General features: G+C 63.8%; 24 protein-coding genes. 5 read left to right on the forward strand and 19 right to left on the reverse strand.

Annotated features, from left to right (window positions below):
- Positions 1-4 precede the first annotated feature (4 nt).
- The gene (locus R1T40_RS12330) at positions 5-763 is read left to right on the forward strand and encodes a polysaccharide deacetylase family protein (protein WP_317384331.1); all 759 of its coding nucleotides are present in this window, start codon (positions 5-7) and stop codon (positions 761-763) included.
- 1 nt (position 764) lies between these two features.
- Positions 765-1,244 (forward strand): class I SAM-dependent methyltransferase, encoded by a 480-nt coding sequence (locus tag R1T40_RS12335; RefSeq protein WP_317384332.1) that lies wholly within the window; start codon positions 765-767, stop codon positions 1,242-1,244.
- Positions 1,245-1,714: 470 nt separating this feature from the next.
- On the opposite strand, the gene R1T40_RS12340 is transcribed toward R1T40_RS12335, so the two are convergent.
- A complete protein-coding gene (locus tag R1T40_RS12340) occupies positions 1,715-2,857 on the reverse strand; it encodes an alpha-D-ribose 1-methylphosphonate 5-triphosphate diphosphatase (RefSeq protein WP_317384333.1) in 1,143 nt (380 codons plus the stop codon).
- A gap of 52 nt (positions 2,858-2,909) precedes the next feature.
- Here R1T40_RS12340 and R1T40_RS12345 point away from each other — a divergent pair, with 52 nt between their 5' ends.
- The gene (locus tag R1T40_RS12345; protein WP_317384334.1) at positions 2,910-3,593 is read left to right on the forward strand and encodes a DUF1045 domain-containing protein; all 684 of its coding nucleotides are present in this window, start codon (positions 2,910-2,912) and stop codon (positions 3,591-3,593) included.
- Here the strand turns inward: R1T40_RS12345 and phnN are convergent.
- From phnN to phnG, 7 genes are all read right to left on the reverse strand, one after another.
- Positions 3,575-4,147, reverse strand: coding sequence for a phosphonate metabolism protein/1,5-bisphosphokinase (PRPP-forming) PhnN (phnN, locus tag R1T40_RS12350; RefSeq protein WP_317384335.1), 573 nt, complete (start codon positions 4,145-4,147; stop codon positions 3,575-3,577). The genes R1T40_RS12345 and phnN overlap by 19 nt on opposite strands.
- The gene (gene phnL / locus R1T40_RS12355; RefSeq protein WP_394804989.1) at positions 4,144-4,848 is read right to left on the reverse strand and encodes a phosphonate C-P lyase system protein PhnL; all 705 of its coding nucleotides are present in this window, start codon (positions 4,846-4,848) and stop codon (positions 4,144-4,146) included. Before phnL ends, phnN begins: the two co-directional genes overlap by 4 nt.
- A 74-nt stretch (positions 4,849-4,922) precedes the next feature.
- Entirely contained in the window at positions 4,923-5,693 is a 771-nt protein-coding gene (phnK, locus tag R1T40_RS12360) for a phosphonate C-P lyase system protein PhnK (RefSeq protein WP_106161824.1), read from the reverse strand.
- Positions 5,693-6,574, reverse strand: a complete 882-nt coding sequence (locus R1T40_RS12365) for an alpha-D-ribose 1-methylphosphonate 5-phosphate C-P-lyase PhnJ (protein ID WP_317384336.1) — start codon at positions 6,572-6,574, stop codon at positions 5,693-5,695. The genes phnK and R1T40_RS12365 overlap by 1 nt, the downstream gene beginning before the upstream one ends.
- A gap of 156 nt (positions 6,575-6,730) precedes the next feature.
- The gene (locus tag R1T40_RS12370; RefSeq protein ID WP_317384337.1) at positions 6,731-7,834 is read right to left on the reverse strand and encodes a carbon-phosphorus lyase complex subunit PhnI; all 1,104 of its coding nucleotides are present in this window, start codon (positions 7,832-7,834) and stop codon (positions 6,731-6,733) included.
- 4 nt (positions 7,835-7,838) lie between these two features.
- Entirely contained in the window at positions 7,839-8,414 is a 576-nt protein-coding gene (gene phnH / locus R1T40_RS12375; protein ID WP_317384338.1) for a phosphonate C-P lyase system protein PhnH, read from the reverse strand.
- A complete protein-coding gene (phnG, locus tag R1T40_RS12380; protein ID WP_106161816.1) occupies positions 8,414-8,866 on the reverse strand; it encodes a phosphonate C-P lyase system protein PhnG in 453 nt (150 codons plus the stop codon). Before phnG ends, phnH begins: the two co-directional genes overlap by 1 nt.
- 110 nt (positions 8,867-8,976) lie before the next feature.
- Between phnG and phnF the strand changes: the two genes are divergently transcribed.
- On the forward strand, positions 8,977-9,699 hold the full coding sequence (phnF, locus tag R1T40_RS12385; RefSeq protein WP_106161814.1) for a phosphonate metabolism transcriptional regulator PhnF: 723 nt from the start codon (positions 8,977-8,979) through the stop codon (positions 9,697-9,699).
- A gap of 161 nt (positions 9,700-9,860) precedes the next feature.
- Here phnF and R1T40_RS12390 read toward each other — a convergent pair whose 3' ends face one another.
- From R1T40_RS12390 to phnC, 5 genes are all read right to left on the reverse strand, one after another.
- On the reverse strand, positions 9,861-10,475 hold the full coding sequence (locus tag R1T40_RS12390; protein WP_317384339.1) for an LbetaH domain-containing protein: 615 nt from the start codon (positions 10,473-10,475) through the stop codon (positions 9,861-9,863).
- A 213-nt stretch (positions 10,476-10,688) separates the two neighbouring features.
- Entirely contained in the window at positions 10,689-12,020 is a 1,332-nt protein-coding gene (gene phnE, locus R1T40_RS12395; protein ID WP_317384340.1) for a phosphonate ABC transporter, permease protein PhnE, read from the reverse strand.
- Positions 12,017-12,901 (reverse strand): phosphonate ABC transporter, permease protein PhnE, encoded by an 885-nt coding sequence (gene phnE / locus R1T40_RS12400; protein ID WP_317384341.1) that lies wholly within the window; start codon positions 12,899-12,901, stop codon positions 12,017-12,019. The genes phnE (R1T40_RS12395) and phnE (R1T40_RS12400) overlap by 4 nt, the downstream gene beginning before the upstream one ends.
- A gap of 126 nt (positions 12,902-13,027) precedes the next feature.
- Entirely contained in the window at positions 13,028-13,930 is a 903-nt protein-coding gene (gene phnD, locus R1T40_RS12405; RefSeq protein WP_106161806.1) for a phosphonate ABC transporter substrate-binding protein, read from the reverse strand.
- A 68-nt stretch (positions 13,931-13,998) separates the two neighbouring features.
- Positions 13,999-14,817 carry a phosphonate ABC transporter ATP-binding protein gene (gene phnC, locus R1T40_RS12410; protein WP_106162303.1) on the reverse strand — a complete coding sequence of 273 codons (819 nt, stop codon included), beginning with the start codon at positions 14,815-14,817 and terminating at the stop codon, positions 13,999-14,001.
- A gap of 302 nt (positions 14,818-15,119) precedes the next feature.
- Here phnC and rpe point away from each other — a divergent pair, with 302 nt between their 5' ends.
- Positions 15,120-15,803: a ribulose-phosphate 3-epimerase gene (rpe, locus tag R1T40_RS12415; RefSeq protein WP_106161804.1), complete on the forward strand. Its 684-nt coding sequence runs from the start codon at positions 15,120-15,122 to the stop codon at positions 15,801-15,803.
- A gap of 137 nt (positions 15,804-15,940) precedes the next feature.
- Here the strand turns inward: rpe and R1T40_RS12420 are convergent, their stop codons facing one another.
- From R1T40_RS12420 to R1T40_RS12445, 6 genes are all read right to left on the reverse strand, one after another.
- Positions 15,941-16,366: a PaaI family thioesterase gene (locus R1T40_RS12420; RefSeq protein WP_317384342.1), complete on the reverse strand. Its 426-nt coding sequence runs from the start codon at positions 16,364-16,366 to the stop codon at positions 15,941-15,943.
- 137 nt (positions 16,367-16,503) lie between these two features.
- A complete protein-coding gene (locus R1T40_RS12425) occupies positions 16,504-17,736 on the reverse strand; it encodes a Tm-1-like ATP-binding domain-containing protein (protein ID WP_317384343.1) in 1,233 nt (410 codons plus the stop codon).
- Between the two features lie 101 nt (positions 17,737-17,837).
- Complete coding sequence (locus tag R1T40_RS12430) at positions 17,838-19,304, reverse strand: aldehyde dehydrogenase family protein (protein WP_317386979.1); 1,467 nt, start codon at positions 19,302-19,304, stop codon at positions 17,838-17,840.
- Positions 19,187-20,806, reverse strand: coding sequence for a tripartite tricarboxylate transporter permease (locus R1T40_RS12435; protein ID WP_317384344.1), 1,620 nt, complete (start codon positions 20,804-20,806; stop codon positions 19,187-19,189). The genes R1T40_RS12430 and R1T40_RS12435 overlap by 118 nt, the downstream gene beginning before the upstream one ends.
- A 27-nt stretch (positions 20,807-20,833) precedes the next feature.
- The gene (locus tag R1T40_RS12440) at positions 20,834-21,364 is read right to left on the reverse strand and encodes a tripartite tricarboxylate transporter TctB family protein (protein ID WP_317384345.1); all 531 of its coding nucleotides are present in this window, start codon (positions 21,362-21,364) and stop codon (positions 20,834-20,836) included.
- A 103-nt stretch (positions 21,365-21,467) separates the two neighbouring features.
- Positions 21,468-22,412, reverse strand: a complete 945-nt coding sequence (locus R1T40_RS12445) for a tripartite tricarboxylate transporter substrate binding protein (RefSeq protein WP_317384346.1) — start codon at positions 22,410-22,412, stop codon at positions 21,468-21,470.
- Positions 22,413-22,607 lie beyond the last annotated feature (195 nt).

Here is a 22,607-nt window from a genome sequence, read left to right on the forward strand (position 1 = left end):
TCGGATGACACACGGCTGGAACGCGCTGGACGCGGAGCTGGAACACTGGACCGCGCAGGACCTGCGCCTGCCGCTCTGGTGGCGGGATGACGATGCGATCGCCCCCAGCGACGCGCTGGTCCGGCTGGAGGCCCTGGCCACGCAGCTTGATCTGCCGGTGCATCTTGCGGTGATCCCCGAAGGCGCGGTGGGTGATCTTGTGTCATCCGTGCAGCAATCGAGCCATCTGGTGCCGGTGGTGCATGGCTGGGCCCATCAAAACCACGCCGGTGCCGATAAGAAGAAATGCGAATTTCCGAGCACCCGGCCAGTGGATCAGGCGCTTGCGGATGCCGAAGACGGCATGGAGCGGCTGAAACAGCTGTTCGGAGCCTCCCTGCAGCCGATGTTCGTACCGCCCTGGAACCGGATCTCGCCCGCGATGCTGCCCTGGCTGGCGGGCCTGGGCTTTGCCGCGCTCTCCACCTATGGACCGCGCAAACGGGTGCAGGCTGCGCCGGGGCTGATGCAGATCAACACTCATGTGGACCCGATCGACTGGAAGGGCAGCCGGGGTCTGGCCGCCGAAGATGAGATCCTCGCGCGGCTGGTGGCACACCTTGAGGCCCGGCGCGCCGGTACGCAGGATCGCGCAGAGCCGCTGGGCCTGCTGACACATCACCTTGTGCATGATGATCAGGTGTGGGAGTTCTGCGAAACCCTCCTGACCCGCCTGCTGGCCGGTCCCGCGCATCCCTGGCGCTTCAACGAAAGGATCAGCTGAGATGAGCCGACTGGACAGCATGCTGCGCCGCCTCACCGCCCAACGCGACGGGCTCAATTGGGCTGCGGAGGCGATTTCCGACGTTGCCGGTGATGTGCTCGACCTCGGACTGGGCAACGGGCGCACCTATGACCACCTGCGCGAGGTTCTGGCCGAACGGCGCATCTGGGTCATCGACCGGGTGCTGCAATGCCATCCATCCTGCGTGCCGCCGGAGGAGAACTTCCTGCAAGGCGAAGCGGAGCCGATGCTGGCCCGACTGGCCGAGGGCGGACACCGTCTGGCGCTGGCGCATTACGATCTGGGCTTTGGCGTCAAGGAGAAGGACGTGGCCGAGGCGGCGAAACTGTCGCCAGCGCTTTCTCAGGTGATGGCAACGGGCGGTCTGATCATCTCCGGCCAGCCGCTGGTGGGCTTCACCGAGGTCGACGGACCGGCGGGCATTCCCGAAGGCCGCTACATGTTCTATCGCGCCGGCTAAACGCACCGGCCCTTCGAAGCCCACCTTCGCACTCGCCTATTTTCGAACTCACCCACTTTCAACCTCAAAGGAGAGCCGCTGTCGCGGCTCTCAGGTTTTGCACTTTGCTTTGCAAATCGCGGGGGAGCGGGGGCCGCGCCGCAGGCGCGGCCCCCGCTCGGCCCAACGCTTTTGGGGGAGGCTCTGCCTCAACCATAAAGGGGCGGGAGTGCTCCCTCTGCGCCGAAACGCAACACCCAGGACAGGTCAATCTGACTGCCGCATTGTTTCGCACGCGAAACAATGCGGCAGCATGTCTGATACTTTTTATGGGCGTAACCAGACCGACGCGCGCTGATATCTAGCGTCACCGCAACAAGGCCCTTCATACGCGACCAAAGCGTCGCCTGGCGGCTTTCCAAACTACCAACACTGCGCGCGGCCCCTTTTGGGGGACGCGCTCCGCTTTGCAGCCCGCCGATCCCGCAGGATCAGGCGATGCGTTGACCGCGAGACAGTACCGCGCGCGGCATCGGGGTGCCGTCGCCAATGGCAAAGCGGATCAGATCGGCGCGCTTGCCGACTTCCAGCACACCGCGATCCGTCAACCCGACCGCGGCCGCCGGAGCCGAGGTCACCGTCGCCATACCACGGGCCAGATCACCCCAGATTTCGCCCAGCTTCACCGCTGCCTGCAGCTGCGCTGCCGGGATGTAATCCGACGACACGATGTCCAGAAGTTCCAGCTCCGCCAGCTCTTTCGCCGCAACATTGCCGGAGTGGGATCCCCCCCGCATGAGGTTCGGCGCGCCCATCATCACCGCAATACCATGCGCGTGGCAGGCACGTGCGGCCTCCACCGTAGTGGGGAACTCGGCCAGACGGATGCCGTGACCGGCCGAGGTCGCGACCTGCTCGGCGGTGGTGTCGTCATGGCTGGCCAGTACCGCGCCAAAGCGTGCTGCCTCGGCCACGGTGGCGGCCTCATGCGCATCGCCGAAACGGGCGCGCAGGTCCTTCAGGTTGGCCACATGGGTGATGAACTCCTCATCGGACATGCCGCGCTTGGACTTTACATATTGCTCCAGCTTGGCGATGTCGCGGAACTGGCGCTGGCCTGGCGTGTGGTCCATCAGGCTGACCAGGCCAACACGATCCTCGTCGGTGAATTCAGACAGCTCCTCGGCCAGGGTTTCCGAGCAGACCTCTGCGCGCAAATGCAGGAAGTGACTGATCTTCAGCATGTCCCTGGCGCGCAGCTCCAGCATCTCGGTCGCCAACTGGCGGGCATATTTCACATAGCGCCCCTTGCCGCTCGGGATGGACCCGACGCGCATGGCATCAAATACGGTGGTGATACCGGTGGAGGCCAGCTCCGCATCATGCGCCACCAATGCCGCAGCATGGGACCAGTCGACACCGGGGCGCGGCTCGATATGGCGCTCCAGATTGTCTGTGTGCAGCTCGATCAGGCCGGGGCTGAGGTAATCCCCCTCCAGGTCCATCGCCCCGGTGGGCACGGCGCTGCCATCGGCGATCTCGGCGATCAGGCCATCGGTGATTTTGACACTGCCCCTGCGGGTTTCACCGGCAAGGATCAGCGTGGCATTGGCAAGGATCAACTCTTGTGTCATCTGAATTTCACGTCTTTCGAGCTAGAGAAGGCCCACGTCTTAGGAGGCCAATGTGACATTTACGCGATACGCGATTTACTACGCTCCGCCCGCCGATGCGGGTTGGAGCAAATGGGCAACCGGCTGGCTCGGTTGGGATATGGAAGCGGGCCGTGAGGCCGCCCCCCCCGAGGCCGGTGCATTGGATGTGGCGGCAATCACCGCAACGCCGCGCAAATACGGGCTGCATGCGACGATGAAACCGCCGATGCGTCTGGCGACGGGCACCGATGAGGCGCAGTTGCGCGCCGCCTGCGCCGCGCTGGCAGCCACCCGTACGCCCGTCACGCTGGACGGGTTGCAGATCGACCGGCTGGGCCGGTTTTTGGCGCTGCGCCCGGTTGGGGACGTCACCGCCCTGAACGCACTGGCAGCGGCCTGCGTGACCGAGCTGGATGCCTTTCGCGCGCCGGCACCAGAGGGCGAGGTCGCGAAACGCCGCGCGGCGGGCCTCAGTGCCGAGCAGGACACAAACCTTGTCGAATGGGGCTACCCCTACGTGCTGGACCAGTTCCGCTTTCACATCACCCTCACCGGAAAATTGCCGAAGGGCGATCTTCCCGCGGTCGAGGATTACCTCGCGTCCGAGCTGGCGCCGCTTTTGCCTCAGCCCTTCGTGATCAACGACTTGGCACTGATGGGCGAGGCAGAGGATGGGCGCTTTCACCTGATCCAACGCTATGCCCTCTCGGCCTGAATGATCGCCTGAGCCTGGACAATGGCGGCACAAAGCGCGCCACTGTTGTCCACCTCATAGACCTGTCGCAGCCCGTCCGGCAGAGCGAGGCTGGCGCGGGCCAGACGGCGCTGCACCTCCTCGGCATCCTCGCGCCCGCGACCGGCCAAGCGCTGCGCCAGCACCTCCGGGTCGGCGGTGACGGAGATCACGCGAAAGTCGTCAAACACCTCCTGCGCCTGCAGAAGCACCGCACGCGACAGGTTCACCAGCACGCCGGACGCGCCAATGCGCAGTTTCTCGATGTCGCGCGGGATGCCGTACCGCAGCCCATGCGCGCGCCAGTGCAAGGCAAAAACATCCGCCTGCACCAGCGCTTCGAATTCGGTCTCGGACACCGGTTGATAGTCTTCACCACCCGCGTCGGGCGCGCGGGTGATGACGCGGCGCATGCTGCGCAGGCGTGGATCGGCGACCGCAAGGCCGCTCATCACGCTGTCCTTGCCGACACCCGAAGGGCCGACAACCGCGATCACCGGTCCTTTGGCGGGGCTGATGTCGGCAGACACGCTCATGCGGCGACCTTGGGAGAGAAGGCCGACACATCAATGAACCGATCACAGACCTGTTCGCGCGCGGACTCGTCGTGGAAGATGCCGATGATCGCCGCACCGCGTGCCTTGGCGGTCTCGATCAGGCCCAGCACGGTGGCGCGGTTCTGCGCATCGAGGCTGGCGGTGGGCTCGTCCAAGAGCATCGCCGGATAGTCATAGGCAAATCCGCGCGCGATGTTCACCCGCTGCTGTTCCCCGCCGGAGAAGGTGGTGGGACTGAGGCTCCACAGACGCTCGGGGATATTGAGCTGCGCCAGCAGCGATGCGGCGCGGTCGCGCGCCTTTTCCACCGGGGTGCCGACGGACAGCAGCGGCTCTGCCACCACATCCAGCGTGGAGACCCGTGGCACCACCCGCAGGAACTGACTGACGTAGCCCAGCGTCTTGCGGCGCAGTTCCAGGATTTCACGCGGCTCGGCCTGCGCCACATCCAGCCCGCCGATCAGGATATGACCGGAGGCCGCGAGGTAATTGCCGTAAATGAGCCGCATGAGGGTCGATTTGCCCGCGCCCGAGGCGCCGACCAGCCCGACGCATTCGCCAGGGCTGACAGAGAGCGTCGCGCCCTCCATCACCGGAATGGTGGCGCTGCCCTGATTGTGCAGGGTGAAGCTTTTGCAGACATTTTGAATGTCGATCATGGGAGTGTGAGAAGCGGTCATAGCCAGCCTTTCCAACGGAAGAAGAGAATGCTGTCGCGTGCAACTTGTATCATCGCGCAGGCACGGAACATTGCTCACACCTGCAGCACGGACGAGACCAGAAGCTGAGTATAGGCGTGTTGCGGATCATCAAGCACCTGATCCGTGAGGCCGGTTTCCACCACATGGCCGGATTTCATCACCATCAGGCGATCCGCCAACAGGCGTACCACGGCGAGGTCATGGGTAACGATGATCGCCGACAGCCCCATTTCGCGCACCAATCCGCGCAGCAGGTCCAACAGTCGCGCCTGTACGGAGACATCAAGCCCACCGGTGGGTTCGTCCATGAACACCAGACGCGGGCCGGTCACCAGGTTGCGGGCAATCTGCAGACGCTGCTGCATACCGCCGGAGAACGCCGTGGGGCGGTCGTCCACCCGGCTCTCCTCGATCTCCACCCGGTCGAGCCAGTCGACGGCGCGGTCGCGGATCTGACCATAGTGGCGGTCGCCCACGGCCATCAGCCGCTCGCCAATGTTGCCACCCGCCGAAACCGACATGCGCAGCCCGTCGCGGGCGTGCTGGTGCACAAAGGCCCAGTCGGTGCGGCTGAGCATGCGGCGCTCGGGCTCCGACATGGTGACGGTATCGACCGGGCCGCGATCACGGGTGTCAAAGATCACCTCGCCCGCGTCCGGCTCCAGATGCCCGGCAAGGCAGTTCAGCAGCGTGGATTTGCCGGAGCCCGACTCGCCCACGATACCCATGACTTCGCCCGGATAGAGATCAAATGAGACATCGGTGCACCCGATCCGGTGGCCGTACATCTTCTGGATGTTGTTGACTTGCAAAAGAGATTGCATCACGCGGCCTCCGGTCCGGTGGTGAGGGGTGCGTCGGAGCCAAGACGGCCCACATGGCCCTCCTCGCGCCGCGCGCGGCAATAATCAGTGTCGGAACAGACAAACATCCGCCCCCCTGCATCATCCATGATGACCTCGTCGAGATAGCTGTCCTCGGCGGCGCAGAGATCGCAGGCATGGTCGGCCTTGGTGGCTTCAAACGGGTAGTCCTCGAAATCGAGGGAGACCACTTTGGTGTAGGGGGGAACCGCGTAGATACGCTGCTCCCGCCCCGCACCAAAGAGCTGGATCGCGGCCATTTCCATCTTGGGGTTGTCGAATTTCGGAATGGGAGACGGATCCATGACATAGCGCCCTTCCACCTTCACCGGATAGGCATAGGAGGTGGCGATGGAGCCATGTTGGCTGATGTCCTCATAGAGCTTCACATGCATGAGGCCGTATTCTTCCAGCGCATGCATCTTGCGGGTCTCCGTCTCGCGCGGTTCCAGAAAGCGCAGGGGTTCGGGGATCGGAACCTGATAGACGATGATCTGGTCGTCGCGCAGGGTGGCTTCCGGGATGCGGTGGCGGGTCTGGATGATCGAGGCCTTTTCGGTCTCCTCCGTCGTCGCCACGCCGGCGGTGCGTTCAAAGAACTTGCGGATGGAGACCGCATTGGTGGTGTCATCCGCGCCCTGGTCGATCACCTTGAGGGTATCATCCGGCGTCAGCGCCGCGGCGGAAACCTGCACGCCGCCGGTGCCCCAGCCGTAGGGCATGGGCATCTCGCGACTGGCAAAGGGCACCTGATAGCCGGGTATGGCAAGCCCCTTGAGGATCGCGCGACGGATCATCCGCTTGGTCTGCTCGTCGAGGTAGGCAAAGTTGTAGTCAGACATATCGAGTCCTTTCGGTCGCTCGAAGGGATCGGGAATGGGTGAACAAGGGTGCGGCTCTCTCGCCCGGGGCGCTTGCGGCCCGGGCTGCGCCTGCCTGCCCCCCGGCAGGCACATGCACGCCCGCCCAGGCAGTCTCTGCCCTCATGATGGAGTGCTTCATTCCGCCGCCTCCCGCGCTTGCTGGGCCTCAGTGCGCGCGGCCTCGGCCTCGCGGCGCAGCTTGCGCACCAGTTCCAGTTCGGACTGGAAATCCACGTAATGCGGCAGCTTGATATGTTCGAGAAAGCCGGTCGCCTGGATGTTGTCGCAATGGCTGAGGACAAATTCCTCGTCCTGCGCGGCGGCGCCGACGTCGTCCTCACCCAGCTCGCGCCAGCGCAGCGCCCGGTCCACCAGCGCCATGGCAATCGCCTTGCGCTCGGTCTGGCCAAACACCAGACCATAGCCCCGGGTGAACTGCGGCGGCTCGGTCTTGGAGCCCTTGAACTGGTTCACCGTCTCGCATTCCGTCAGCTCCACCTCGCCGATCTCGATGGCAAAGCCCAGCTCGGGGATGTCCATCTCCACCGCGACGGAGCCGATGCGCAGCTCGCCCACAAAGGCGTGGTTGCGCGCATAGCCCCGCTGGGTGGAATAGGCCATGCCGAGGATGAACCCCTCGTCGCCCCGGGTCAGAGTCTGCAAACGGGTGGCGCGATCCGCCGGGAAGGACATCGGCTCGCGCGTGATATCCTTGGGCGTGGCATCGCTGTCTGGCTGTTCCTCGATGATGTCCTCGCCGCGCAGGAAGCTGGTCACATGCGGGGTCGGCTCGCGGCGTGGTGTGCCACTGGGGGCCTCGGGTAGCTCTCCTTCGGCGGCCAGTTTGAAATCCAGCAGCCGGTGGGTGTAGTCGAATGTCGGGCCAAGCACCTGCCCGCCGGGCACGTCCTTGAAGGTGGCCGAGACGCGACGGTCGCAGGCCATGTCGGCGGTCTCCACGGGCTGTGAGGTGCCAAAGCGTGGCAGCGTGGTGCGATAGGCGCGGATCAGGAAAATCGCCTCGATCAGATCACCGCGCGATTGCTTGATCGCCAGCGCCGCAAGGTCGGGATCATAGAGCGAGCCTTCGGCCATCACGCGGTTCACCGCCAGCTTCAGCTGCTCGCGGATCTGGGCCAGTGACAGCTCGGCGACGGAAGTGTCGCCACGGCGCTCCTCCGCCAGCCAGGCATGGGCATTGTCGATGGCGCGTTCGCCACCTTTTACGGCTACATACATGCGCTTAGCCCTCCGACTGGATCTGGCTCGACCGTGGCAGGGCAGCCACTTGCGATCCGGATGTGAAAAAGAAATCCACCCCAAGCGGGTAGAGCATGGAATTGCGCTGCATCAGGGCCACGTCGGGCAGGTACATCTGGGCGCTGTCCTTGATGCCAGGCCCGGTGAGACGCGCATTCGGGGCGGCCAAATCGCCCCCCTCAACCACCAGCGTGGCGGAGCGGTCCGGGTATTCCGAGGTGCCGATGCGGTATTGATCGATCGGCATCAGTGCGGCCCAGCCGCCAACGGCAAAATCCGCCTCCGCTGCGGGGACAATCGGCGCGCCGGTGTGAAAGGTCAGCCAGCCGCGCAAGCCCGCGCTGTCCACATCCGTCGCCAGATAAATGCCGGTTTCCGGATCACACAGGGTCAGCAGCAGGCTGGCGGCCGCGACGCCGAGGCCCTCTGGCGCTTCGCCGCCGGTCAGGGTGCGGATCTCACCCGGACGCGCCATTACGTCCATCGCGGCCCGAAAGCCATGCGCCGCGGCCACTGCGGGATCGGAAAAACCGCCGGAATAGATATCGAGTTGGGTCATCAGTCCTCTCCTCGCACCATGGTGAAGAAATCAACCTTGGTCGCGGCGGCCTTGGCGGCGCGGGCGTCGCGGGCGGCAGCTTTCTCCTGGCGCAGTGGCGTCAGGATCTTGTCCTCGACCTCGGCAGCGGCTTCGGTCTGCATCATCGCGTCCAGCTTGGCGGCCAGTTCCGCCTGCCGCTTGCTGCGACCCTGCACATAACCATGCCCGACGGTGCCGTCGGCAATCTTGAGCGTGCAGCGAGTCACCGTCATTTCCCCGAGGTTGAAAGGCGCGCCGGTGCCGCCGGTCCGCCCCCGCACCATCACGCCGCCGGTTTCCGGCGCGCGCAGCCAGTCGTGGTCAGGCTGCGCCTCCAATGTGTCGAAGAGCGCGACAAGGCGGCCCTCCGCTGCCGAGGCCAAAAGGCTCATCCAGCCTTTGCGTGCCTCTGGCGCTATTTCTTGTGTCATGTCTCTGGTCGCCCCTTGGCAGGATTGTCTACATGTCCTATACAACTAGACAAATACTACATGAGTCGCCCTCAGCGGCGCAAGCCACCTGATCGTGAAGGTTTGATGACATGGCAAAATCCCCCTCTCGCACTCCGGTCTGGAAGTCGATCACCATCACCCTGACCGATGACATCGCCCAGGGGCGCTACGACACCGGCACCAAGCTGCCCGCAGAGGCACAGCTGGCCGAGCGTTTTGGCGTCAATCGCCACACGGTGCGCCGGGCGCTGGCGGATATGGCGCAGCAGGGTCTGGTGCATGCGCGCCGGGGTGCGGGCGTGTTTGTGGCGGCGAAACCCACTGACTATCCGGTCGGCAAGCGCATTCGCTTTCACCAGAACATCCGCCGCGCGGGCCGCGCGCCAAGCAAGAAAGTGCTGCGGCTGGAGGTGCTGGCCGCCGATGGGCGCGAAGCCGATGCCCTGGATCTGGAGCCCGGGGCGCCGGTGGTGGTTTACGAGGGGTTGTCCTACGCGGATGACCATCCGGTCGCATTGGCGCGGACGGTGTTTCCGGCAGACCGCTTGCCCGGCATCATGGAGGCTCTGGAGGCGCATGAGTCTATCACCGCCGCGCTGAAAGCCTGCGGCGTCGAGGACTATACCCGTCGCGAAACCCGGATCACCGCAAAGCTTGCAACCGCAACGCAAGCCCTGCACCTGCGCACATCGGAAGGTGCGCCGATCCTGCGCACCACGGGGATCTCAGACGATTTGCAGGGTGTGCCGATCGAGTTCGGGCGGACTTGGTTTGCCGGTGACCGGGTGACGCTGACGGTGGGCGACGACTGACGCGACCGCACGACGGGCTGCTCCCGCCCGGCGCCGGATCGCTGCGCCGCGCAGCCCCCCAAGGGGGACGCGCGGCCGGGCCCAACTCCGCCAAGGGGGCTTGCCGCCGGCAAGGCACCTGCGGAGGCGGGAGCGCCCCCGTCCCCGCGTTGCGCCGTCCGTTATTCGTACTTCTCCAGAAAGGCCTCTGCCCCCAACGCCCGGAAATCCGGCAGCGCCGCTCGCAGGGACGCATGATCCCACTCCCACCAGGCCAGCGCCATCATCCGCTCCGCCACCGGTTCCGGGTAGCGCCGCCGGATCAACCGCGCTGTGTTGCCACCCACGATGGTGTAGGGCGCCACATCCTTGGTCACCACGGACCCCGACGCAACCACGGCCCCGTGACCGATGGTCACCTCCGGCTTGATCATCGCTCCATGGCCGATCCATGTGTCGTGCCCAATGCTTGAGCGGCGGCTCTTGCGGTGCGCAAACCACTCCGCATCATCCTCCGCATCCTCCCAGTAGCTGGCCGAGCGATAGAGGAAATGATGCAGAGAGGCCTTCTCCATCGGGTGATCAGTGGCGCCGATACGGGTGAAGCTGGCGATATTGGCGAATTTTCCGATCTCCGCATTGGCGATGTCACAGCTGCGGTCACAATAGCTGTAGTCGCCGAAATGACTGTTGGCCACGCGGGTGCCTGCGCCGATCTCCGTATAGGCCCCGAAGCTGCTGTGCGCCACGTCGCAACCGGGGTGGATCACCGGCTCTGTCGGAGAGAGTTTTGCCATGTCTTGCCTGCTTTCCGTCTGCAAGGGTCCGGCCTTGACTGGCCCATGCGGAACTTGTCGAGATTCAATATACAACTAGACAAAGTATAATTTACCGCCGCTCGTCAGGCCATGGGTTTCGCATCTGTGGAAGACGTAAAAAGCCCCCACCCGGAACGGGTGAGGGCCTTGATGCGACAGGGGTCAGCCCTGCCCAGAGATCAGGCCGACATATCAGTGCCCGCCCTCACTGCCGCTGATCAGTCGCTTGCGCAGCCAGCCGGAGAACCAGTCCATCATCATCACCATCAGGATGATCAGCACGATGTAATAGCTCACCTCTTCCCAGTCCTTCTGGGTGATGATCGCCTGGGTCAGCAGCAGACCGATGCCTCCGCCAGTAATTGCACCGATGATGGTGGCCGAGCGGGTGTTGGATTCGAGGAAATACAACAGCTGCGACAGAAGCACTGGCGTGATCTGCGGGATCACTCCGAAACGGTAGCGCTGGATTGGCTTGGCACCGGTGGAGGCGACGCCCTCGATCTGTTTTTCATCGACGTTTTCCAGCGCCTCAGAGAAGATCTTGCCGAAGGTGCCAGTATCGGTGATCAGGATTGCCAGCGCGCCGGTCATCGGGCCGGGGCCAAATGCGCGCGCCAGCACCACGGTCCAGATCAGCGAGTCCACTCCGCGCACGAAATCAAACACCCGCCGCGTCGCAAATCGTATGACCCGGATCGGCATGAAGTTTCGCGTACCGAGGAATGCCAGCGGCAGTGCCACCAGACCCGCGCCAAACGTCCCAAGGAACGCCATCAGGATGGTCTCGCCGATGGCCCAGGCCACATCGTTGTGCCGCCACATCTTGTTGTTCCAGAAGTCGTTCCAGATTGCGCCAGCCTCCCCAGAAACCGCGCGACTGGCCAACTCCCCGATGCCGGCCCCGTGATAGGGGCTGTCGAGGGTGAAGAAAAACAATTCCCACCCCAGGAAATAGCGAAACACTTCAGAGCGATTCCGGGTTACCGACAGGCGCCCCGCATCGGTGGTGATCGCCAGCCGGTTCTTGGAGAGGTTGATCCAGTCAGGCACCTCGCCCTCGGGCAGCACCGCCTGCACGCCCTGACTGCGCGAGGGGGTGGCGGAGACCAGTCCGTAGCCGGGAATATCGTATTCGATGGTCTCGGGACCAAAGCGCACCACATGGCCGCCGGTCAGGTCGATCACCGTTGTTCCGCCCGCCGCAGCCGCCGGGGTCACCCAGTCCGGGCTCATGCCCTCCGGGTATTCGCCCTTGCGCTCGCCCTCAACCGCATAGGTCACGTCGCCCGTGCGATTGTCGCGGGTGACATGGGTTTTGTAGCTGTAGGTGTCGGATACCAGAGTGCGGGCGTTCTCCATTGATGCACGTTCCCACAGGCCCAGCACATCGAAGGAAAAGAAAACATAGGTCAAATAGGCCAGCACGACCGCAGGCAGGCCGAAGTTCATCAGCTTCTTCTTCAGGAACAGCTTGTCCATCTGCCCCTTCAGCGGGCCAGTGTTGAGGTCCATGGTGGTCATGCGGAGGCCCCTTTCCGGTTGCCGTGGGTCAGGCGATCGCGCACCGAACCGGAGATCTGGTCGACAACAACAATGGTTGCGAACAGCAGAACAAAAATCGCTGCTGCCTCGTCGTATTTGCCCTGCCCCCAGGACATGGAGTTCTTCAGCTCGTAGCCGATGCCTCCGGCGCCCACGAAGCCCAGGATCGCAGAGGCGCGAATGTTGATTTCAAATCGCAAAAGCGCATAGGACACGTAGTTCGGACCCACCTGAGGGATCACCCCGAGCCACATGCGTTGGGCCCAGGAGGCCCCGGTAGAACTGAGCCCCTCGACGGGTTTCAGGGAGGCGTTCTCGTTCACCTCGGAAAACAGTTTTCCCAATGCGCCGGCGGTGTGAACGGCGATGGCGATCATTGCAGGAACCGGACCACCGCCCAGCAGAAAGATCAGCACCAGCGCAATCACGATTTCCGGAATCGCGCGGCAGATGTCCATGATCCGGCGAAACAGCGGGATCAGCGCTGGCCAGGGTGCCATGCCGCGTGTCGACAACAGCGACAGCAGAATGCCAAAGATGGCCCCCAACAGTGTGGCAGCCCCGGCAATGTTCAGGGTCTCGATCAGGGCGGGAAAGAAATGCACCATATGGCCGGGCAGTTCCGCCGCCTTTTCTGCCGCTTCGGACAGCACCTCGGCCGGGTAGTCGAAGATCCGCTGGTAGCCGTCGGCAAAAGAGCCGGCGTTGCGGTCATCGGCGGTGCGGAAGCCCGCCACCATCAGCGCGATAAACAATGCCAGAAGCACCCCGCCATAGAGGCGCTTGCGTCGGGTGAGATCGGCATATTGCGTCCGGATCTCATCCACCGTTCTGGGGGCGTGAGCGGTCAGATCAGCCATTAAATTCGTCCTGGGTCATGGGTGTGGCCCTGTTCCGGGTCCGCTGCGGGACAGCCGCAGACCAGGGGCCAAAAATGCGGGGCCCGGATCGTGATCCGAACCCCGCGAAGACATGGAAACGCGCGCTTAGTTGGACTTCAGCTTGCGGGCTTCGATGATGACTTCGTAGGCGTCGTGGGAGATCGGCTGGAAGCCTTTGGATTCACCCGCTGCCACGGAATAGTAGCAGTCGTAGTCCATCGCCGGCATGGAAGCCATCAGCGCGGTCATCTTGACCTTGACGTCCTCGGGCAGGGCCTTGCGCAGCACAACCGGGCCTTCGGGGATCGGCTTGGACTGCCAGATCTGGACCAGATCGTTCATGTCGATCAGGCCGGCATCAACCGCCTTGCGCAGCGCGCCGGAGTTGTAGCCGTCTTCCCAGTTGCCCAGACCGTCGGCCCAGGTCACGCCTGCGTCGATGTCGCCGTTCGCAACCGCAACGATGGTCTGCTCGTGGCCGCCGGTGAATTTCACTTCGCCGAAGTAGTCGCCGGACTGCATGGTGGAGCCGGTGGCCTGCGGGATCTCGATGGAGGGGATCAGGTAGCCGGAGGTGGAGTTCGGATCACCGAAGCCGAAGACCTTGCCCTTGACGTCTTCCAGTGCCTCGATGCCGCTGTCTTTATGCGCGAAACCAACAGAGTAGTAGCCGTAGCCGCCATCCACGTTGACCTTGACCAGAACCGGCTCAACCGCTTCGGGGTCGGAGAGATAGGTCTTTGCGTAGCCGGATGCACCCAGCCATGCCATGTCGATGGTGCCACCCAGCAGACCCTGGATCACGCCGTTGTAGTCGGCAGGGGCGAACAGCTTGGTTTCAACGCCCAGCAGTTCTTCTGTCTTGGCGCGCAGGCATTCGTTGGAGTTCAGACGGTCTTGGGCGTTCTCGCCGCCGAGGATGCCAATGCGGAATTCAGAGATGTCGTCGGCCATGACGGGTGTGGTCAGGGCGGTGGAGGCCAGTGCGGCAAGGATCAGGTGTTTCATCGTGGAATACTCCGGTTGTGGGTTGGCCCGACACCATACTGGCCCCGGGATGATGAAAGGGGTCAGGGTCAGACGTAGGCTTCGGCGGTGCGAACCGCCTCTGTCTGCTCCAGGGTTTCGATTGCGGTGGAGGTGGCGGCCTCGGAGAAATCCGCGCCCGCGCCGTAGATTTCGCGGGCAACGCCGGTGGTCAGCTGCTCCGGCAGGCCATCAAAGACGATGCGACCGTCGCGCATGCCGACCACCCGGTCGCAGTAGCGCCGCGCCGTATCCAGCGTGTGCAGGTTTGCAACCACGGTGCGGCCGTCTTCCTCGTGGATGCGGCGCAGGGCTTCCATCACGGTTTGTGCGTTCATCGGGTCGAGCGAGGCGATGGGTTCATCCGCAAGAATGATCTTGGGGTCCTGCATCAGGGCGCGGGCAATGGCGACACGCTGTTGCTGCCCGCCGGACAGGGCCTCGGCCCGCTTCGGTGCATGATCGGCGATGCCCAGACGGTCGAGAATGTCGATCGCCTTGTGGATGTCCGACATCGGATAGAGGTTGAACATGGTCGCCAGCGTGGAGCGGTGGTTCAACGTTCCGTGCAACACGTTCGACACCACATCCATGCGCGGCACCAGATTGAACTGCTGAAAGATCATCGCGCAATCCGACTGCCAGGCGCGCTTGTCCTTGCCCTTCAGCCTGGTGATGTCGCGGCCTTCAAAGGTGATCGACCCTTCGGTCGCATCGCCAAGACGGTTGAGCATTCGCAGCAGAGTGGATTTGCCAGCACCCGAGCGTCCGATGATGCCCAGCATGCAGGGTTTGTCGATATCGAGCGTCGCGGCGTCCACAGCCGTTTTGTCGCCGAATCTCTTGGTCAGTTTGTTGATACGCAGCACGTGCGGCCCCCTTTGGTTCCGCGACTGCCTACGCATGATCACCAAATCATTTGTGTCATCGATATAAAACTTTTGTAACTTGCCCCGATTTTCGTGACACAGCGGTAAGATTTCGGCGACAGCCGCATCCGCGCATCTGGCCCCATTGCTCCGCATTTCTATCGCGTGGATGGCGCGGGGCTCTGGGTCATCCGCTCGGGCGGGCGCAGACTCACCCTGTGCAGCAGCGGCCCTAGGCGCTATACCGCGCGCAGTTTTTACAGACTCACACCTCCCTGCTCCCCTGCCAAGGATCCCCGCCGATGACCTTTGACCGTTCCATCAAGATTGCCCCGTCCATCCTGTCGGCGGATTTCGCCAATTTCGGCCAGGAGATCCAGGCCATCGAGGCCCAGGGCGCCGACTGGGTGCATGTGGATGTAATGGACGGGCATTTTGTGCCCAACCTCACCTTTGGCCCGGCCGCGGTGAAGGCGTTCCGTCCGCATGTGAAGACCGTGATGGACGTGCACCTGATGATCGCGCCGGTCGATCCCTATATCGATGCCTATGCCGAAGCAGGGGCAGATGTGCTCACCGCCCATGTAGAAGCCGGCCCGCATATTCACCGCACCCTGCAAGCCATTCGCGGTGCCGGCATGAAGGCAGGCGTGGCGCTTAACCCCGGCACCCCGGCCGAGGCGGTGGCGCATCTGCTGGATCTCACCGACCTCATCTGTGTGATGACGGTGAACCCGGGCTTTGGCGGGCAGAAATTCATCGATATGACCAGCAAGGTGCGCGCCCTGCGTCAGATGATCGGCGACCGCCCGGTGCATATCGAGATCGACGGGGGCGTCGACACCACCACGGCACCGCTGGTGGCCGAGGCAGGCGCCGATGTGCTGGTGGCGGGCTCTGCGGTGTTCCGCGGCGGTTCCGTCGACACGCCGCAGGTCTATGGCGACAACATCCGCAACATCCGCGCCGCCGCGACCGGGTCCTAAACTGCGTCCTGACCGCAGACTGAGAAAAACCAATCAAGCCTGACCCGCCGGGGGGGGGAGGCTCCCGCCCGTCCGGCCTGCATTAAAAATGCCTGCCGCCCCGTTGGGCCGGGCGCCGGGCCATACGGCCCGGCGCATCAGCGCTTGCGGATCCGGCGGAAGATCCCCGTTGCCGTTGCCAACAACTGCCCTTCGGTATCCTTCAGCTCTCCCGTCACATGGGCGGTGCTTTTGCCACCCCCTGTCGCCTCGGCGGTAGCGGTCACCGGACCCGGCCCGGTCGCCGCAATGTAGGAGAGGTTCAGCGCCACAGTCACCACTGCAGCGTGCCCCTCAGGATCGAAATATTGCGCCGCGGTGTTGCCGCAGACCACATCCATCACGGTCGCCACCATACCGCCATGCAGGATGCCGTGTCGATTGAGATGCTGTGCCCCCACCTCCAGCGTCACCCTGCAGGCCCCGGTGGCATCGAAGCGCGTGTCGTAACCCACAAGCTGCTGGCAGCCGGGATCGGATATCAGACGATGGCTGGGGTCTTGCGGATCTGGATCAAATGCCATCACGGCGTCCTTCAATGGCGAAAACACGGCGGGACTGTTGCCCAGCCCGCCTGCAAGGTCCAGCCCCTGATGTCTTCCCCAATGGGAAGACATCGCGCCCGGGGTGGCCTCGATGGCCAGTCCGGGCGCTCCGGCCGTTACCGGGAGATCACGCCAGCCGCCAACCAGGCGTCGAACTGCGCCAGCACCGCCTCGCAAAAGTCCCTGTCATTGATGTGACAGGGCAGCTCCTGCAACTCGACCGTCTCCGGCACAGCGCCGCGCATCTCGTCACAGAATGCGGCAAGCCCCTCCGCATCATGCAACTCTCCGCCAGCCCGGTCCCATTCGTTGCAGCCCCCGGTGGGCAGGAAAAACGCAACCGGCCCCGTCGCACCTGCCAGCTTTTCACAGATCGCGCGCGCCACCGTGCGCCGCTCCCCCGCCTCAAGCATGGCCGCGGTCAGCAAACGGTTGTGCGCATGACACTCCCGTCCCTGCAATGCAGTAGGCATCTCCTGCCAGCCGACAAAATCCACCAGATCATAGCAGCCCGGCGCCACCATCTGCGGAACGCTGGCCTTGCCCGCATGGGTCATCCGCCCCTCGCCCGCCGACAGACCGCCAAACAGATGATTGCTCACTTCCTGCGGTGCAAAATCCATCACCGCAGCAAAGGCGCCCGCACCCGCGAGGCTCTCGAAGGCCCGCCCACCCATGCCGGTGGCATGAAACACCGCCACATCAAAGCCACGCGCTTCCAGCGCCGGCTTCAGCGCCACCATGTAGTTCAGCACCGTCTTGCCAAAGGACGTCATCCCCACCATCGGCCGCTCGAACCGCGGCGTCTCCACCGCGCGTGCCGCACCCAGCACCGCACCCGCCGCCTGACTGAGCGACGCCTTGCAAATATCATTGAGCCCATAAAGCCCCCCGGCCCAGAGGATCATCTGCACATCGGCCGGAATGCGCTCCGGCGGCAGAAGCGGCGAGAACGCCACCGTCGAGACCACATATTTCGGCACCCCCAGCGGCAGCGCACCACATAAATCCAGCGCCAGATCAGTGCCCATGGTGCCACCCAACACGATCACACCATGAATGCGCCCCGCCCGCCACAGATCGAACGCCAGCCGGGCCGAGCCCGCCCCCATGATCTGCATCGCGGTGTTCTCATTCCCGCTGTCAATGGCGACCTGAATGGAGCTGCCCGCCGCCTCGGCCACCTCCTGTTTTGACACATCCGTGGGCACCTTGGGGTCGCCCAAAACACTCACATCCATGCTGAGCACTTGACCGCCCTGCCCCCGGATCACCTCCGACAGATAGGACAGCTCATCATCCTTGGTGTCCCAGGTCCCGGCCACAAGGATCGTCTTTTCACCGCTCATCTCATCCTCCCCGCAAGCGCCTCCCGCGCCCGTCTTCATCTTTTTTCAAATACCTCCGCCGGAGGCCGCGCGGTCCTCGCGCAGCTAGGATCGCGCTCCCGTCACAGCTGTATCCAGGCGGTTTTCAAATCGACGTATTTGTCCAGCGCATGCAGGGATTTGTCGTGCCCGTTGCCGGACTGACCAACCCCGCCCAAGGGCACCGTATTGTCGGCCCCGCCATAGGTGTTCACATGCACCACGCCCGCCCGAATGCCCGCAACACAGCGATGCGCCCGCGACAGATCCTGCGTCCAGACCCCGGCAGCAAGGCCATAGTCGGTGGCATTGGCCAACCGCAGCGCCTCGTCTTCGCCCTCAAAGGCTGTCACCGACAGAACCGGCCCAAAAACCTCGCGTTGGAACAGGCTCGACTGTTCGCGCACGCCTGTCACCACAGTTGGCGCCATATAGGTGCCGCCGGTCTCCGCCAGAATACGCCCGCCGCCACAGCGCACATCGCCGCCCTCGGTCACCGCGCGCGCCACGTGATCGAGGTTCGCTGCCAACTGGGTTTCGGAATTCACCGCCCCGATCTGACTGCCCAGATCCAGCGGATCGCCGACTTTCAACGCCTCGGCATGTTCGACAATCCGCGCCACGAACTCATCGTGGATCGACGCCTCGACCAGCAGGCGCGAGCCCGCCACACAGACCTGGCCGGAGTTGCGAAAAATCCCCATGGCCGAGACCTTGGCCGCGTGGTCCAGATCCTTGGCATCCGCAAAGACGATGTTGGGCGACTTGCCCCCCAGCTCCAGATAGCAGCGTTTCAGGTTCGAACGCGCCGAGGCCTCCAGCAAGCGTCGCCCCGTGGCACCAGAGCCGGTGAAGACCAGGACATCCACATCCATATGCTCGGACAGCGCCGCGCCGGTCACCGCACCGGGGCCGGTCACCACGTTCAGCACCCCATCGGGCAGGCCGCAGTCTGAACAGATCTCTGCCAGCCGCAGCAGCGACAGCGACGCGGTCTCTGCCGGTTTCAACACCACGGAATTGCCCATCGCCAGGGCTGGCGCCAGCTTCCATGCGCCGATCATCAGCGGGAAGTTCCACGGCACGATTGCACCGACCACCCCCACCGGCGCGCGCTGTACCAACCCCAGCACATCTGGCGCGGTGGGGGCGACCTCGCCTGCGACCTTGTCCAGCGCCTCAGCGTAGTAGCGGAAGGTTCCCGCCGCCGATCCGGCCTCGGCCTTCAGCGCCATGTTGAACTCGGTGCCATTGTCGCGCACGCCCAGAACCGTGAGCGCCAGCGCCTCAGCGTCGATCCGATCTGCAATCCGGTGCAGCACCTTCTTGCGCGCGGCCGGGGCCAGCCCTGACCAGCGGCCATCCTCGAACGCCCGCCGCCCGGAGGCCACAGCGCGATCCACATCGGCTGCCGTGGCCGTGGCCAATGTGGTCAGAACAGATCCGTCAATCGGCGAAGCAGCTTCGCATGGCGCGCCCTCACCTTCCGTCCATGCTCCTTCAAGAAAGAGGTTCTGCGGCGCAACAGAAGTGCGCCGAAGCGTGTTGATGCGGTCTTGGTCTGCCATTCGGCCTCCTTCAGCTCGCGCGCTTCCCTGCGGATGCGCAGGACATGCGTCGCAAGCACGATAATGATGATGGAAAACAGGATGAACGCCACCGGGCGATCAATGAAATCAAAGGGCGTCTTCACCCGCGCCATGGCGGCGCGCAGCTTCACCTCCATGATGCCGCCCAGCACCATGCCGAGGATGATCGGCACCGCAGGCAGCTGCAGACGCTTCAGCACGAAGCCAAACAGGCCAAAGCCTGCCGCCATAAAACAGTCGGTGGCAGAGTTTCGCAGGGAATAGACCCCGACGAAACTGAGGGTCAGGATACCCACGCCGAGAAAACGGTTGGGTATGCGCACCACCTGGATCAGCGATTTGGTCGCGCCCAGGAGGAAGATCAGCACCAGCACGTTGAGGATCAGCAGCGCCAGATAGAGGGCTACAACAAAATCCATCTGGTTCTGAAACAACCCCGGCCCCGGCACCACGTTGTGCACGTAGAACACCGACAGCATCATCGCCGTCAGCGCCTCGCCCGGGATGCCAAGCGCCAGAAGCGGCACCATGGCGGCGGCGGGCACGGCGTTGTTGGCGGTCTCGGCGGCGATCAGCCCCTCGGAAGAGCCATTCCCGAAATCCTGCGGCCGTTTCGAGGATTTCTGCGCGTAGGTGTAGGACATGAACTGCGCGGTGAACTCGCCGACGCCGGGGATCATGCCCATGACAACGCCAAAGCCCGCCGAAACCGTCGCCACACGCGGGTGGCGCGCCAGCTCTCGCAACCCCTGAAACATGCCGCCGCGCAGTTTGGTGAGGCGGATTTTCTCGTCCTCGTCGGTCAGCAGCACAAAGGCCTGCGAGATCGCAAACAGCCCCAGCACCACCACAATCAGGTTGATGCCGGAGCCGAGCGCATCAGTGCCGAATGTGTAGCGCTGGGTGTATTTTACCGGCTCCATGCCGATGGTGTTGAGAAAGATCCCAAGACAGGCCAGCGCCCCCGCAATCAGCGCCTGTCCCCGGTGCGCAACCACCACCAGCAGCAGGCCCAGAAGCGCGGCGAGGAAGATTTCCCGGGCACCAAACAGCGGCGCGATTTTCGCCAGTACAGGTGCAAAGAGGATCAGGCAGATCACCGAGAACACGCCGCCAAAGAAGCTGGCGGAATAGGCCAGACTGAGGGCGCGGCGCGGCTCGCCCCGGGCGGTCATCGGATAGCCGTCATAGGTGGTCAGCGCGTTGACGGCGGTGCCGGGCGTGTTGATCAGGATCGCCGGGATCGCCCCGCCATACATGGACGAGCCATAGATGCCCAACAGCACCGTCAGCCCGACGATGGGATCAAGCGAGAAGGTCGCAGGCAGCAGGATCGCGATGGCAACCGCCGGTCCGACACCGGGGATGGCGCCGATCAGCACGCCGCCGACCGACCCCGCCAGCAGTGCCAGCGCCACGTCCCAGCGCATCAGGATGTCGAGGGCAGAAAGGATCAGGTCCATGCGCGCGCGTCTTCCTTGGAAAAAGTCTCAGAGATAGAGGATGGCAAAGCTGCGCCAGGCATCCGGCAGATAGTCATAGAGCACCGCCCCGGGGATACGCACCGCCAGAACACCCTTGAAGAACAGCACGATAAACACCGCAAACGCGGCGCTGATCGCCATCATCTGCGCGCTGCGATACCCCATCCGCCAGGCCAACAGCGGCACGAAGATCAGCGTCATCGGCAGGTAGCCGATCAGCGGCACCAGCATCACGTAGACCATGAACCACAGCGCATATTCCAGCGCGGCCACCCAGCGCAGCGCCTCGCGCAGGTCGGCGCGCTCGATACGGCGGAACGGCAGCCGCCACAGGTGCAGCGCGGTGCAAAAGACCATGCCGCCGACACCCACCGCGGGCCAGAACCGAGGCTGGGCAAAAAGGCCGGTCTTGTTCACCCAAGCCGTCTGCTGAGTGATCTGGGACAACAGCAGCACCGACAGGATCAGGAACGACAGCACAAACAAGAGCTGTCCCCGGCGCGGGCCGGCAAATCTGCGTTCGCGTTCGCTTTGCATTGGGGTCTCTGGCTGGGAAGGAGGGGGGCAGAGGTCTGCAGAAGATGAGGCCGAAAAATCCGCCGGACCATGCGGGATGGCACCGGCGGAAGGCTCGGGGAGGTTACTCCAGCGCGGTGCTGATCCGCGCCATCGTCTCGATGTCATTGGCCACGCGGGCGGTGCTGGTGTCCGCATCCTGCCAATAGACCAGCGCGCCGGTTTCCGCCGCCACCGCCTGTGCGCGGTCGCTCATCACGGTCTTCTGCGCCACGGCGACGATCTTATCGCGCACGTCCTGCGGTGTGTCCTTGGTCACGAACAGGCCATTCCACAGCGCGATGTCCAGGTCCGGGTTCAACTCGCCAATGGTCGGCGCGTCAGGCACCAGCGGGATGCGGCTGTCGGTGATGGAGACCAGCACCCTCACATCGTCCAGACAAGGCAGGATCAGTTGCAGCGTGGTGTTGATCACATCCGCATCGCCCGAGGCCAGCGTATTGCAGTCCAGCGCATCAAAGGCAGCATCCGCGCCCCACTCGAACCCGGCGGATTTGGCATAGGCCTTGGTGACCTGCGTCGGCGTCAGCACATCGCCGAAATGGCCCAGCACCACGTCATTCTCCTGCGCATGCGCTGCCAGCTCCTCCATCGAGGAATAGGGCGCATCGCCCGAGGTCGCGATGACGAAGGGATAGGTCAGGAAAATGCCAAGCGGGTCGAATTTCTCCGGCGTCAGCGGCGGGATGTCGATCTGATGGCCCATCACCGGCACGCCGATCACGAAGGAGCCCACCGTATAGCCGTCAGCCGGCGCATTGGCGACCTCGATGGCACCGGGGAAAGGTCCGCCACCGCCGCCGGGCTTGTTCACCACCGCGGCAGCGACGCCGTATTCCTCCTGGAAATCCTCGGCGATCATGCGGGTCAGCACGTCTTCAAGATCGCCGGGCGGCCAGGGCACGATGAAGTTCACGGGTTTTTCGGGATACTCCGCCAGAGCGGCTCCCGCTGTCAGTGCAAGGCCCACTGCGGCCACACATCCCTTGAGTACAGATGTCACGGTCATTGGCTGTCTCCCTGTTCGCCATTCAAGTTGCCGTTGGTCAAATGGCGACGTTGTCCGCCGCTCGGTTGATCTTCGCATGTAGTCGCCGCTGTCGGTTCATTATTCGAACCGCTGGTTTGAATTTAGATTGACAGCCATGGGGTCAATCTGTCAACAAAAATGAAAGAGCGCCTTCCACTCAGGGGCAGAGGCGCT

The sequence above is a fragment of the Tritonibacter scottomollicae genome, assembly GCF_032924845.1.
Classification (GTDB): domain Bacteria; phylum Pseudomonadota; class Alphaproteobacteria; order Rhodobacterales; family Rhodobacteraceae; genus Epibacterium; species Epibacterium scottomollicae.